Origin of the sequence: Paraburkholderia sp. A3BS-1L (assembly GCF_051125215.1) — a bacterium.
GTDB lineage: Bacteria > Pseudomonadota > Gammaproteobacteria > Burkholderiales > Burkholderiaceae > Paraburkholderia.
Genome location: NZ_CP120444.1, coordinates 87,952 through 100,265, shown reverse-complemented (window position 1 = coordinate 100,265; position 12,314 = coordinate 87,952). Strand labels below are relative to the sequence as shown.

13 protein-coding genes and 1 pseudogene are annotated in these 12,314 nt (G+C 62.1%); 4 read left to right on the top strand and 10 right to left on the bottom strand.

What is annotated here, in order from left to right:
* Nucleotides 1–118: 118 nt before the first annotated feature.
* From P5W99_RS25555 to P5W99_RS25510, 10 genes and pseudogenes are all read right to left on the bottom strand, one after another.
* Nucleotides 119–1,498, bottom strand: coding sequence for an FAD-binding oxidoreductase (locus P5W99_RS25555; RefSeq protein WP_421027675.1), 1,380 nt, complete (start codon nucleotides 1,496–1,498; stop codon nucleotides 119–121).
* A 66-nt stretch (nucleotides 1,499–1,564) separates the two neighbouring features.
* Nucleotides 1,565–2,542: an isopenicillin N synthase family dioxygenase gene (locus tag P5W99_RS25550; RefSeq protein WP_421027674.1), complete on the bottom strand. Its 978-nt coding sequence runs from the start codon at nucleotides 2,540–2,542 to the stop codon at nucleotides 1,565–1,567.
* A gap of 57 nt (nucleotides 2,543–2,599) precedes the next feature.
* Nucleotides 2,600–3,376 (bottom strand): histidine utilization repressor, encoded by a 777-nt coding sequence (gene hutC, locus P5W99_RS25545; RefSeq protein WP_421028034.1) that lies wholly within the window; start codon nucleotides 3,374–3,376, stop codon nucleotides 2,600–2,602.
* A 2-nt stretch (nucleotides 3,377–3,378) separates the two neighbouring features.
* Nucleotides 3,379–4,521, bottom strand: coding sequence for an aminotransferase class I/II-fold pyridoxal phosphate-dependent enzyme (locus tag P5W99_RS25540; RefSeq protein WP_421027673.1), 1,143 nt, complete (start codon nucleotides 4,519–4,521; stop codon nucleotides 3,379–3,381).
* A complete protein-coding gene (locus P5W99_RS25535; RefSeq protein WP_421027672.1) occupies nucleotides 4,518–5,381 on the bottom strand; it encodes an amino acid ABC transporter ATP-binding protein in 864 nt (287 codons plus the stop codon). Before P5W99_RS25535 ends, P5W99_RS25540 begins: the two co-directional genes overlap by 4 nt.
* Before the next feature lie 24 nt (nucleotides 5,382–5,405).
* Complete coding sequence (locus P5W99_RS25530) at nucleotides 5,406–6,059, bottom strand: amino acid ABC transporter permease (RefSeq protein ID WP_421027671.1); 654 nt, start codon at nucleotides 6,057–6,059, stop codon at nucleotides 5,406–5,408.
* A gap of 10 nt (nucleotides 6,060–6,069) precedes the next feature.
* Nucleotides 6,070–6,717: an amino acid ABC transporter permease gene (locus P5W99_RS25525; protein WP_421027670.1), complete on the bottom strand. Its 648-nt coding sequence runs from the start codon at nucleotides 6,715–6,717 to the stop codon at nucleotides 6,070–6,072.
* Between the two features lie 66 nt (nucleotides 6,718–6,783).
* The gene (locus tag P5W99_RS25520) at nucleotides 6,784–7,611 is read right to left on the bottom strand and encodes a transporter substrate-binding domain-containing protein (RefSeq protein ID WP_421027669.1); all 828 of its coding nucleotides are present in this window, start codon (nucleotides 7,609–7,611) and stop codon (nucleotides 6,784–6,786) included.
* A gap of 255 nt (nucleotides 7,612–7,866) precedes the next feature.
* Nucleotides 7,867–8,061: pseudogene (locus tag P5W99_RS25515) on the bottom strand (DDE-type integrase/transposase/recombinase); the annotation flags it as partial.
* A 61-nt stretch (nucleotides 8,062–8,122) separates the two neighbouring features.
* Nucleotides 8,123–9,034, bottom strand: a complete 912-nt coding sequence (locus P5W99_RS25510) for a LysR family transcriptional regulator (RefSeq protein ID WP_421027668.1) — start codon at nucleotides 9,032–9,034, stop codon at nucleotides 8,123–8,125.
* Nucleotides 9,035–9,209: 175 nt separating this feature from the next.
* Here P5W99_RS25510 and P5W99_RS25505 point away from each other — a divergent pair, with 175 nt between their 5' ends.
* From P5W99_RS25505 to P5W99_RS25490, 4 genes are all read left to right on the top strand, one after another.
* Nucleotides 9,210–9,881, top strand: a complete 672-nt coding sequence (locus tag P5W99_RS25505) for an alpha/beta hydrolase (protein WP_421027667.1) — start codon at nucleotides 9,210–9,212, stop codon at nucleotides 9,879–9,881.
* A 21-nt stretch (nucleotides 9,882–9,902) separates the two neighbouring features.
* Nucleotides 9,903–10,307: a DoxX family protein gene (locus tag P5W99_RS25500; protein ID WP_421027666.1), complete on the top strand. Its 405-nt coding sequence runs from the start codon at nucleotides 9,903–9,905 to the stop codon at nucleotides 10,305–10,307.
* Between the two features lie 31 nt (nucleotides 10,308–10,338).
* The gene (locus P5W99_RS25495) at nucleotides 10,339–11,388 is read left to right on the top strand and encodes an LLM class flavin-dependent oxidoreductase (protein ID WP_434664901.1); all 1,050 of its coding nucleotides are present in this window, start codon (nucleotides 10,339–10,341) and stop codon (nucleotides 11,386–11,388) included.
* 426 nt (nucleotides 11,389–11,814) lie between these two features.
* Nucleotides 11,815–12,153, top strand: coding sequence for a DUF4148 domain-containing protein (locus P5W99_RS25490; protein WP_421027663.1), 339 nt, complete (start codon nucleotides 11,815–11,817; stop codon nucleotides 12,151–12,153).
* Nucleotides 12,154–12,314 lie beyond the last annotated feature (161 nt).

Sequence of the window (12,314 nt, the reverse complement as noted above, 5' to 3'; positions counted from 1 at the left end):
AGCGATGGGTGGGAAGTCGATTGCTTGCATGCGGAACTTTCTGGGAGTTCACATGGACCTTTACGCCACGGCTTGCTTGTGGCGACCGCAAGCGCCGCAATACGTACCTGATGTTTTTTCACGGAAACAGCTTTCCCGGATTCAGAATCCCGTTGGGATCGAGTGCGTGCTTGATCGCCCGCATGCACCCAAGCTCCGTCTCGCTACGCGTGTAGCCCAGAAATGCGCGTTTGTGCAAGCCGATGCCGTGTTCGGCCGAAACCGATCCATGAAACGCCCTGACGAGATCGTAGACGGCGCTTTCGACCGCGTCGGGCGATACGCCCGGGATCGAGCGTCCATCTACGGTAACGTGGAGATTAGAGTCGCCGACGTGGCCGAAGAAGAACAATCGGCTGGCCGGCCAGTGGGATTCGAATTTGGCACGGCAGATGTCGACGAAATTGCCGATGTCCCCGATCGGAATGCTGATGTCGAAATTGATGGGGGTGAGCTTGACGGGAAATTCCGATGTTGCCTCACGTATTCCCCACAACGACCGAGCTTGTGATTCGGATTGCGCAATAATGGCGTCGAGTAATAAGCCGGATTCGAGATGGTTCGCCAGCGTTTGCGCGAGACTGTCGTGCCGGTCGTCGGCATAGGATGTATGCTCGATCAGCGCGTAGAGCGGGTACGCGCTTGAAAACGGCGCATGCTGGTTTCGGGACAGGGAAACGCCCAATTCGAAGAAGTCCGGCCACATCAGCTCAAACGCGCTGAGTTCCTTGCCAAGGCGCGCTCTGAGCGCTCGCAACAGCGCGATGACACTCTCGTATCCGGAAAGCGCACAAAGCGCGGTGTGTCGTGCGGCCGGGCGAGGGGCGAGTCGCAACACGGCTCGTGTGATGATGCCGAGCGTGCCTTCCGAACCAACGAACAGATGCCGCAAATCATAGCCGGTATTATTCTTGATCATCTTTCCCATGGCGCTCAGCACGCTGCCGTCTGCGAGCACGACCTCGAGTCCCAGCACCTGATCTCGAGCGGTTCCCGATTGAATGACGCGGATGCCGCCTGCGTTCGTCGCAAGGTTGCCGCCTATTTGACACGAACCACGTGCACCGAGATCGAGCTGGAACTCGAAATTTTCGGCCTCGGCGGCTTCCTGAATCGCCTGCAGCGTGGTGCCCGCCTGCACAGTCATGGTGGCCGCGCAACGGTCTATTTCTTCGATTCCGGCCATTCTCTCCAGCGAAATGCAAATGTCGCGCGACGTCGGCACGGCGCCCCCCGAGAGGCCCGTCAATCCACCCTGAGGCACGACACTTTGCCCGGCCGCATTGCAAAGCCGCAGCGCGGCGGCAACCTCTTGTGTATTCCGTGGCAACACGACCGCAAGCGGGGCTTGTGGAGACTTCGCGCTCCAGTCGCCACGGTAGCGGCTCGCGATGTCATCGCCGGTTCGCACCGCGTCCGCGCCAAGCGCGTCTTTGAGCGCGTTCAGTATCGTTTCCATGAGGGGCGTGTCGAGTTCGATTTTGGAGTGAAGCGCATTGCCTGCGTACCGGCTTGCGGTTCCCGCTCAGCGGGACGCCTGCTGCAAATTCTTTCGGTATCCCATCGACGCATTGATGCGGCCGAGAATGTAGTCGCCGGCAGCGACGGGTTCATACTTTGCGTCCGCATCGCCGACGCCCAGGCCGCGCGGGTCCACCACCGCACAATAGTCGGGATCGTAGAACGTTGCGATCGAATAGCGCTCGCGTCCCGAGCGATTGATCACGCGATGCATCGTCGAGCGAAAGCGATCGTTCGACCAGCGCGCGAGCAGGTCGCCGACGTTAATCACGAGGGTGCCTTCGATCGGCGGTGCGTCGACCCAGCTGTTCGAGCCGAGCTCGCGTACCTGCAGGCCGCCGACGTTGTCTTGCCACAGCAGCGTGATGCAGCCGTAGTCGGTGTGCGGCGCGACGCCGAACTGATCGGCTTCAGACTGCGGGTCCTGGTCCGGATAGTAGACCATTTGCGTACGTTGCAGGCGTTTGGTGTACTTATCCACGAAAAAGTCCTCGCCTATACCGAGGCTCAGCGCGACCACCCGCAGAAGATCCGAGCCGCACGCGCCGAGCGCCTCGTAGTAGTCGTAGAGGGCAGGACGCAACTCCGGCATGAACGCGGGCCAGTTGTTCGGACCACGCAACGCTTCGCCCGCGAGCACGGTTGGATCGTCTTCCGGCAGTTCCAGACCGATGGAGAAGAACTCCTTGAAGTCCGGACGCGTTGCCTGGTACATCGTCGCGTCGCCCAGCGCATTGAAGCCGCGATGCCGGTGATTGACCGCCGCCTGCCGTTTGACCTCCAGTGGGTGCGCAAAAAATGCGCGCGCCGCCGCCTGGGCACGCTCAATGATTTCAGCCGGCACGCCATGGTTCCGGATATAGAAAAAACCGCTGGTTGTGCAGGCCCGGAAGATTTCACGCGCGACCTGTTGTGTGACTTCGCGGTCGCGATTGCGCACACCCTGCATGTCGATCAGAGGAATGTAGGCGGTATCAGTCATTGCTATTCTCTTGTCAAGGTTCTAGTCGATAGGCCGGCCGGATACACGCGACGCGAGTCATCCCTGCTGCGGTGCGACACCGGGCGAGAAGCGGCAGCCGAGCCGATAACGCGAGCCAGGATGCACGAAGCGCGCGAACGTGACCGCCCGGCCGTTGGTCCACGTGCGCCGCACAAGCGTCAGGCAAGGCTCGCGATCGGGGATTTCCAGCATTGCCGCTTCGCTGGGCGTCGCCAGCGCCGCATCGACAATGTGCTCGATCTCGTCGAGCGGCACCGTGTCGTACAGATACTCGGAAGGCCGCCGCACGCTGAAGTCCTGCGTGAGAAAATCCGGTGCGAGGTCGGGATTCACGTAACGTTCTTCCAGTTGCACCGGCAGGCCATTCTCGCGATGCACGCAAATGACGTGAAAAACAGAAGCGCCCGGCATTAGCCCGAGCGCGGTGGATACCAGCATGGGTGCTGTTTCGCGCGCCTGAAGCAGGATGGAAAAACTGTACGCATGGCCACGCGAACGGATCTCGTCGCCGATGTGCGCGATCGTCAATAGCGTCGACAGCGGCTTGGTCTCGGCGACGAACGTGCCGATGCCCGATTGCCGCGTGAGCACCCCTTCGTCGGATAGCTCGCGCAACGCGCGATTGATCGTCATCCGCGAGACGCCGAGCGTTTCGACCAGCGCAAGTTCCGACGGTATCCGGTCGCCCGTCCTCCATGCACCCGAGTCGATGCTGTCGCGCACGTACATCTTGACCTGCTCGTAGCGCGCGAGGTCCGAGCGCGAAGCCGCTACGGCGCGCGGTGTCCCGGTGTCGTGCACAAGTTTGGCGATCTTCAATGCGATGCCCTCACGGCGACCGCGCAGCGCTCGCGCGCGAGCGCGTCGACGAACAGGTCGTTGTCGTCCCCGCTGCCGATCGACACGCGCATGCAGCTTTCGTAGCCGGCTTCGCGCCAAGGTTTGACGATTACGCCGCGCGCAAGTAGCCGCCGGGACAGCGCGCTCGCGTCCTCGTGCGTATCGAAAAACAGAAAATTCGCATATGAGCGCGCCGGCATGTAGCCAAGCGCGACAAGCGCCCCGCGCATGCGCTCGCGTTCGCACTCGACGTGCGCCACGCTCGCATCCACATGCGCGCTATCGGCAAGCGCCGCGAGCGCCGCACATTGCGCGAGATGATTGATGCCGAACGGCGTGCGAATGCGGTTCATCAGATCGACGAGCCGAGCATCGGAAGCAACGCCATAGCCGATCCGCATGCCCGCGAGCCCATACGCCTTCGAGAACGTACGCAGCATCAGCCACGGCGAACGGCTCCGCGCCAATAGCGGCAAGCAGTCGGCGTAATCGGGTGCATGGCGTGCGTACTCGTAATAGGCTTCATCCCACAGCACTAGCGTCGAGGGTGAGACGCAGGAAAGCAGCCGCTCGATCAGCGCGGCGTTCATTGCGCAGCCTACCGGATTAGAAGGATTACTTAATATTAGCATACGCGTTCGCGGACTGAGCGCCGCACACAGCGCGTCGACGTTGAATTCGAGCGCGCTCATCGGCACCGTCTTCACATGTGCGCCGGCACTTTGCGGGTAGATGATGTGCAGCCCAAACGACGGAGCCACTGTGATCACCTCGTCGCCCGGGGCGAGAAATGTGTGCGCGGCAACCGCGAGCAAATCCTCCGAGCCGTTGCCGAAGCACAGGCGCTCGGGCGAGAGCGCGACACGTTCGGCGAGCGCCGCTCGCAATGCATCGCACGACGGGTCGGGATAGATACTGACGCCCCCGGCGAGCGCGTGCGCTAGCGCGGCCTCGACGAGCGGGCCCGCGCCAAGCGGATTCTCGTTGCTCGCCAGCTTCGCGACACGTGCGAGTCCGTACTGCGCGCGCACACTGTCCGCTGACAGGCCGGCATTGTAAGGGGGCAGCGCGCGCACTTCGCTGCGGGTTGCTCCAATGAACAGCTCGGTCGGTGTCATTCGGAGTCCTTGTCGTCAGACTGCGCCCAGAAAGCATTGCGGTCGAAATAGTTTTGCAGGAACTGGCGCAGCCGCGGCTGCGTGGCGTCGTGGAACACTTCGCGCGGCTTGCCCTGCACGGCAATGCGGCCTTCGTCGATAAAGACAACCTTGTCAGCGACCTGCGCGGCAAAGCCCATCTCATGGGTGACGACCACCATCGTCATGCCTTCGCGCGCGAGCTGTTTCATCACTTGGAGCACTTCGCCAACGAGTTCCGGATCGAGCGCCGAAGTCGGTTCATCGAACAGCATGATGTGCGGTTCCATCGCCAGTGCTCGCGCGATCGCTACGCGCTGCTGCTGGCCGCCCGACAGCTTTGCGGGCCGCGTGTCCGCCTTATGCGTGAGACCAACCGTTTCGAGCATCGCAATACCGCGCTGACGCGCTTCGTCCCGTGGCATTTTGCGCACGCGCTGCAACGCTTCGGTGACGTTGCCGAGCGCGCTCATGTGCGGCCACAGGTTGAATTGCTGGAACACCATGCCGATATTGCGCCGCACCCGGTTGATCTCCGACTGCGATGCGCGTACGCGGTGGCCATTGCGCATCCTGTAGCCGAGCAGTTCGCCTTCGATCCTCACCTCGCCCCGGTCGTAGCTTTCGAGGGCGGCGAGGCAACGCAAGAGCGTGCTCTTGCCCGAGCCTGACGGCCCGATGATGCACACGACTTCGGACTTGTGGATTTCCAGATCGACCCCGCGAAGCACTTCGACTTCGCCGAATTTTTTTCCGAGACCGTGAACTTCGATCAGCGGCGAGCTGCCCGTGACTGCATGCGCGTGTAGCGAGGAAGTATGAATGTCGATGGGAGCGTTCATCGGAATCGGGCGCTGGTGGGTTAGTCAATCTGCAAGCCGTGCTTCGACCCACGCACCCACACGCGAGGTGAGCTCGACGAGCGCGAGATAGCAGACGCAAAGCACGAGCAGCGTTTCGACGAAAGCAAAGGTTTCGGAGCCGATGCCAGTCAGCACGAAAGTGAGTTCCGGCACGGTGACAATCGACAGCACGGCAGTTTCCTTGCTGAGCACGATCGTCAGGTTGGTGATCGCAGGCATGATGAGCACGAGCATTTGCGGCAACTGCACGCGCCACACGGTTTGCCATCTCGACAGGCCGAGACACTGCGCGGCTTCGAGATGGCCCGCTGGTATTGATCGGAAGCCGGAGCGAAACGCTTCGGCAAAGTACGCTCCCCCATATAAGCCGAGACCAATGATGCCAGCCGGAATCGGATCGAGCGTGAGACCGAACGAAGGGCCACCGTAGTACAGGACGAATAGCTGCACGAGGAACGGCGTCGCGCGAAAGCATTCGATATAGGCGCGTAGCACGCCGCGAACCCAGGGGGCGCACAACAACTGCATCACCGCGATGACGAAGCCAATCAGTATTGCGATCACGACACCCGCGACCCACGTGCCGAGCGTCATGCCGAAGCCCGAGGCGATCGATGGCAGATTGTGCGTGATGACGGTGGGATCGAACTGACTCATCGTGCATCCCTCATGCGTGCAGCCGCACTTCGGCGAGATGTGCGAGGCTCGCGAGCACGCCGTTGATGACCAGATAGATCAGCCCAGCCGCAACATAAACTTCGAGCGGCCGGTAGGTACTCGCGGCAATGTTCTGCGCGGTGCGCGTGATCTCGGCTACGCCGACCACCGAAATCAGCGAAGATGCCTTGATCAGCAGCACCATTTCGTTCGCGAGTGACGGCAGCGTGAGACGGAACGCTTGCGGCACCTTGATGCGCCAGAGCGTCGCGAACGTGCGCATGCCGAGCATCCGTGCCGCTTCGATCTGTCCATACGGCACGCTCAGAAACCCGCCTCGCAGAATCTCGGCGATATACGACGCCGAGCACAGCGACACCGCGCTGATGGCGGCCACGAGCGGCGGCACGTTGATGCCGACGAACGGCAGCAGGTAATAGACGAGGAGCAGTTGCACGAGCAGCGGTACTCCCCGGAAAAAGAACACATAGGCGCCGCCCAGTCTGCTTAGCCAGCGGTTCGGCGAGAGCCGCGCGGAACAAACCGCGAGGCCGATGAAAAAGCCGATCGCGAGTCCGGCCAGCGAGATCGTCACCGTGGCGAGCGTCGCCTGAAACAGCAGCGGCAACGATTGCATGAACACGTTCAGATGGAACATGGCGGGGCGTGTCGTTGTCGGACGGTGCCGCCGCGTGCATCGCAGCGGGATGGGGAACGAGGCGCGTCAGAAGTTCGGCGTCGGCATCGTATTGGGAACGGCCATCGTCGTGCCGAGCCATTTTTTCTGCAGCGCGGCGAGGCTGCCGTCAGCCTGGAGTTTCAGCAGCGCCGCGTTGAACGCGTCGAGCAGTGGCTTGCTGTCCGCGTCCTTGCGCACACAGTATGCGTAGTAAACCTTTGCACCGAACGGTGGCGTGAGCACTGCGAATGTTTCCGGACGTTGTTTCGCGACGTAGGCGATATTCGTCATTGCATTCGCGACCGCGACGATCCGGCCCGCGGCGAGATCCGAATACGCCTGGTTGTTGTCGACATATTCGCGGATCGTCGGCGCTGTGGGCAGGGTCGCTACATAGGCCTTCAACTGGTCGAGCTGCGCGGTACCCTTCGCCGCACCAATGTTCTTGCCGGCGACGTCGCTGGACTGCTTGAGCGACGTGTCGTTCGCACGCTTGAGCAGTGCATCGGTCGCGTCAGCCACGGGCAGCGTGTACGCGTAGCGCTCCATGCGGGCCTTCGTAACCGTGAGCGGGCCGCCAACCATGTCGAACTTGCCCGCTTCGAGGCCCGGGAGCACGCTCGGCCACGGCAGGTCGATGAAGCGTACCTTCACGCCGAGCTCCTTGCCGATTTCGGCAAACAGTTCTTTGTTGAAGCCGGCTTGCTGTCCGTTCTCGAGAAAGTCGAACGGTGCGAACTGCATTTCGGTTCCGACCACCAGTTCGCCGGCCTTCTTGACCTTGGCGAGCTGATCTTCAGCGAACGCGGAGACGCTGGTGGCGGCCAATGCGAGTGCGAGCGTAAAACGCTTCCAACTTGCGACGCGCTTCATAAGTTCTCCTGAGAGAATGACAGCTGTTGACAAGAATGGCGATGCGTGAAATACGCGCTGCGCGGACGCTGCGATGAAGGGCAGTATATACCGCATTTTTTTTGGAAAAATATGGTTTTTATGGCCTCGTTAACCCGCGCTTGCGATCGTCAATGACGCGGTATATACAGCCGCCGGAAAATAGTCGGCACGCCCTGGAGCATGTGTCTGACGAATATCCCCAAGCGTGACACGCTTTTTTGTCAACCTGGCGAGGCGCGGCAACGGATTTGAGCGCAGCACCCGCCGGAAAAAGCGCTTCGCCGCCTTGTTGCGCTGCTTTTGCACCAGCACATCCAGTTCGGCGCTGTGTTCGTCGACCGCATGCCACACCAAGTAAGGCTCCCCGCGCCGCGTCACGAACAATTCGTCGAGGTGCCACGAATACCCCGGCTTGTGCCGCGCCGACCTGGCGCACTGAGAGCCGCGCCGCGTTTGCATCAAACGATCAAGCGGGACCGCGAGCGATACCTCATGCTTCCGTGCAGGGGTGCCACGGCGGCACGCGAAACGCGTCCGACAAGAAGTCGATCAGGCAACGCACTTTCAGCGGCAACTGCTTCCGGCTTGGATAAACCGCGTAGATTCCGAGTTCGATTGAATGATATTCCGGCATCAACCGGATCAGCCGTCCGGCCTTCACGTCTTCGCCAATCATGAAGTCCGGCTGCAGGATGACGCCACCATCGCGCAGCGCAATGGCGCGGCACGTGTCGCCGTTGTTCGAATACATGCGTGCTTGCGTGCGCACCAGAACCTTGCCTTCCGGCCCTTCAAATTGCCACTCGTCGCGGCCGGACAAATGCGTGTAGGCCAGCACACGGTGCGCGGCCAGATCGCGCGGATGGCGCGGCGCTTCGTGGCGCGCGAGATAGCCGGGCGAGGCGCACACCACCATCGCGGTCGAGGCCAGCTTGCGACACACCATCGACGAATCCGGCAGCGTACTGATCCTCACGGCCAGATCGTAGCCTTCGTCGACGAGATCGACGACGCGGTCGTTCAGCGTGATCTCGAGGTCGATCTGCGGCCAGGCGGCCATGAAGTCGCCCCATAGCGGGGCAAGATGCGACACGCCGAAGCTGAGCGGGACGTTGACCCGCACCAGCCCGCCAGGAACCTGGGTGCGCGAGCTCACCTCGGCTTCCGCGTTGTCCATCGCCTCGAGGATTTCACGCGCCCGCTGGTAGAACAGACGCCCCTCTTCCGTCAACGACAGACGGCGCGTCGTACGGTGCAGGAGTCGCACCCCGATGCGCTGCTCAAGCGACTCGACATAGCGCGACACGGCCGCCTTCGATATCCGCAAGGTATCGACGGCGCCGACAAAGCTGCCCGCGTCGACGACCGCGACGAATACCGCCATTTCCTGACTTCGATCCATCTATTGTCTCGTTTATCGGGATTATAAATCCACAGCACCCAAGTTTATCTTCATTACTGCGATCAATAGAATCTGCCCATCCCCTCTCACGCGTAAAACAAGGCGCGGGGCATGAAACCCACTGTCATCGCGCCGGCATGGATTGCGAAGTAAGGCCATTGGAGGCCCTCGACTCATGGATATTCTGCACAACGACACCTCCTCAGGTCTCTCGTTCCGGCTGCGGCAGGCGGCAGGGCAGCCGGCGGCCAGGCTCTTCCTGCTTCACGGGGTAGGCGGCAACGAAACGAACCTGATGCCGCTCGCGCAAACGCTCGACCCTCGCCTCGAAATCGTCTTCGTGCGCGGCCCGCTCACGCTTGGCCCGGGACAGCACGCCTGGTTCCATGTCCGCTTCAGCGCACAGGGGCCCGTCATCAACGCCTGGCAGGCAGACGAGAGCCGCACGCGTCTGCGCGAACTGGTGCGCTCGCTGGCCCGCGCCGACGCCCCCGTGGCACAGCCAGCCATGATGGCCGGCTTCAGCCAGGGCGGCATCCTCAGCGCGAGCGTCGCGTTGTCCGCGCCCGAAGACGTGTCGCGCTTCGCGATCCTGAGCGGCCGCATTCTGCCCGAGATCGAGCCGCATCTCGCGTCCCCGGACCGGCTCGCGCAGGTCTCGGCGTTTATCGCGCACGGCCAGCACGACGACAAACTGCCTGTGAGCTTTGCCGGGCATGCCGATAACTGGCTCACCCGCCTCGGTGTCATGCACGACACGCGCCTGTACCCGGTCGGCCATACGCTCAGCGCCGACATCGCAAGTGACTTCTCGCGCTGGATTCACCAGCAGATCAATCTGGACTAACCCAACCAACCGGAGCCCATCATGACCGATACCCGCACCGCACCGTATGCCGCCCTCCTCCTGCGCCTCGCGCTCGGCCTCATGTTCGTTGCACACGGCCTGACCAAGCTGCTCGTCTTCACGCCGGCCGGCACCGCAAAATTCTTCGAGTCCGTGGGCTTCGCCGGCTGGTTCGCCTGGCCCATCATTGCCTTCGAGATTGTTGGCGGCGCACTGTTGCTGACGGGTGTGTACGCGCGTGCCATTGCCGCGGTTGCCGCGATCGAGCTGTTCATGGCCTCGACGGTCCACTTCGGCAACGGCTGGATGTTCACCAGCGCGAACGGTGGCTGGGAATACCCGGTTTTCCTCGCGGTCGCTGCCGCTGTCCTGGCGCTGCTCGGAGATGGAGCCTTCGCGCTCAAGCCGACGCTGCGCAACGCCTGACGCGTGACGCGCCTTGCCCGGGACTGATGCCATGGAATTCGGTATTTACACGTTCGGCGATCTCGCGACCGGGGCATCCGGCGCCACCGCAGCACAACGACGCATCGAAGCCATCGTCGCCGCCGCGAAACTCGCCGATGAAGCCGGCATCGACGTGTTCGGCGTCGGCGAGCACCATCGCGCAGACTTTGCCGTTTCCTCGCCGTCCGTCGTATTGGGCACGATTGCCGCCGTGACCCGTCGCATGCGGTTGACGAGCGCGGTCAGCATCCTGAGCTCCGAAGATCCCGTTCGCCTCTATCAACAGTTCTCGACGCTCGACCTGATCTCGGGCGGACGTGCAGAGCTGCTCGTCGGGCGAGGCGCATACGTCGAATCGTTTCCGCTTTTTGGCTATGCGCTTGCGGACTACGAATCGCTGTTCGAGGAGAAGCTGGCGTTGCTCACAGCGATCAACGAGCAAGCGCGCGTCACGTGGTCAGGACGCCATCGCGCGGGCCTCACCGACGCCGCGATCATGCCGAGGCCGGTGCGCGGGCGTCTTCCGATCTGGCTGGCAGCGGGCGGCACGCCGTCGAGTGCCATTCGCGCCGGCCGCGCCGGTCTGCCGCTGAACCTCGCCAACATCAGTGGATTGCCGGAGAAGTTCGTGCCCTTCATCGACATGTATCGGCAGACCGGTCTCGCCGCGGGGCATCCGGCCGGGCAGCTGCAGGTGGCCATTTCCGGTCATTTCCACGTGCAGCGAGATGGCGCCCGGGCGCGCGACGACTTCTTTCCCCACTACCGCCGCTACATCGCGAACAACCTGCCGCGCGGCCAGCTTGAAATCTCGCGTGGCGACTTCGAATCCCTGGCTTCGCCTCGTGGTGCGCTGTTCGTCGGCAGCGTCAATGAGATCGTCGACAAGATTCTCTTCGAGTACGAGCTATTCAGGCATCAGCGTTACATGGCCCAGATGGATATAGGCGGACTGCCATTCGACAAGGTCCGGCAATCGATCGAGCTGTTCGCTACCGAGGTCATACCGGCGGTGCGCCGCGCAATCACACGAAGTCCAGTTCGGGAATCATCGTCCTAATCCCTTTAGCGTAGCGCTCTCGCTGAAGGTATCTTCTCCACGCACTGCGCACCGCGCAGGCGTGTTTCGGGGGAGGCCTGTCCGGGCCTCTCCTTCTTTTTCACGCCATCGCATGGCGGACATTACCACTTCTCAGTGGCAACCCCGCCGCATCCCGCGCCACCGTTTAACAGTTGTGCGCACAACTATATGTATTAGCCATAGAACGCCCCCTCATCGTCGCTGCAGTGGCTGAAAAGCCCCCAACCGGGCAAGGCTGCGGTACGCACGGTGCATCCTCTGGCGCATCAGGATTGCGTTTGCTATTCTCTTTTGCGCGGATCGCTTACATTGCATAACGGGTGTACCCCGGGGCACACCCCCGTGCTACGTAGCGGCTCGCGTCCTCCCAACCTTGGGTACTCCAATCAATCACTAGGGGAATCAATGCGCTCCACCATCTGCAAGCTGACTCTCGCCGCTGCCACCACGGCATGTCTGATTGGCTCCGCCTCGTCAGCACTCGCGCAAACGGAGGCCAGTGCGCCAGCCGCCGCCCAGGCCGCAGCTTCACAGCCGCTCACCAAGGAACAGAAGAAACAGGCAAAGGCACAGGCCAAAGCACAGCACAAGGCAGAACGCAAAGCCGCCCGCGCGAAAAATACAGCCGAAATCAAGAAGCTTGAAGATGCTGGCTACAAGCCGGCGCAGAACGACCCGAACTATCCGCAGAACCTGCAGGATGCGCAGAAGAAGGCCAACGCAGCTGCGGGCGCCAGCCAGTAACGTGCGCGAGTGATTCATATGGTCCTGTGACGGCATCCGGTCCCGCTGCAATGCTCGCCCGAATGCCGTCGCCCTCGCCCGTGATGTCCGGCGTCTTCACTGCACCTTGCCGGTCCGTGCTCACCCGAGCGATTGTCGCGGCAAGCACGACGGGCGACGGA

What these genes read in the sequence shown, in the direction of transcription:
- P5W99_RS25520 (WP_421027669.1), bottom strand. Translation starts at nt 7,611, where the DNA reads ATGAAGCGCGTCGCAAGTTGGAAGCGTTTTACGCTCGCACTCGCATTG.
- P5W99_RS25540 (WP_421027673.1), bottom strand. Translation starts at nt 4,521, where the DNA reads ATGACACCGACCGAGCTGTTCATTGGAGCAACCCGCAGCGAAGTGCGC.
- P5W99_RS25495 (WP_434664901.1), top strand. Translation starts at nt 10,339, where the DNA reads ATGGAATTCGGTATTTACACGTTCGGCGATCTCGCGACCGGGGCATCC.
- P5W99_RS25505 (WP_421027667.1), top strand. Translation starts at nt 9,210, where the DNA reads ATGGATATTCTGCACAACGACACCTCCTCAGGTCTCTCGTTCCGGCTG.
- P5W99_RS25555 (WP_421027675.1), bottom strand. Translation starts at nt 1,498, where the DNA reads ATGGAAACGATACTGAACGCGCTCAAAGACGCGCTTGGCGCGGACGCG.
- P5W99_RS25490 (WP_421027663.1), top strand. Translation starts at nt 11,815, where the DNA reads ATGCGCTCCACCATCTGCAAGCTGACTCTCGCCGCTGCCACCACGGCA.
- P5W99_RS25535 (WP_421027672.1), bottom strand. Translation starts at nt 5,381, where the DNA reads ATGAACGCTCCCATCGACATTCATACTTCCTCGCTACACGCGCATGCA.
- P5W99_RS25525 (WP_421027670.1), bottom strand. Translation starts at nt 6,717, where the DNA reads ATGTTCCATCTGAACGTGTTCATGCAATCGTTGCCGCTGCTGTTTCAG.
- P5W99_RS25550 (WP_421027674.1), bottom strand. Translation starts at nt 2,542, where the DNA reads ATGACTGATACCGCCTACATTCCTCTGATCGACATGCAGGGTGTGCGC.
- P5W99_RS25510 (WP_421027668.1), bottom strand. Translation starts at nt 9,034, where the DNA reads ATGGATCGAAGTCAGGAAATGGCGGTATTCGTCGCGGTCGTCGACGCG.
- P5W99_RS25530 (WP_421027671.1), bottom strand. Translation starts at nt 6,059, where the DNA reads ATGAGTCAGTTCGATCCCACCGTCATCACGCACAATCTGCCATCGATC.
- P5W99_RS25500 (WP_421027666.1), top strand. Translation starts at nt 9,903, where the DNA reads ATGACCGATACCCGCACCGCACCGTATGCCGCCCTCCTCCTGCGCCTC.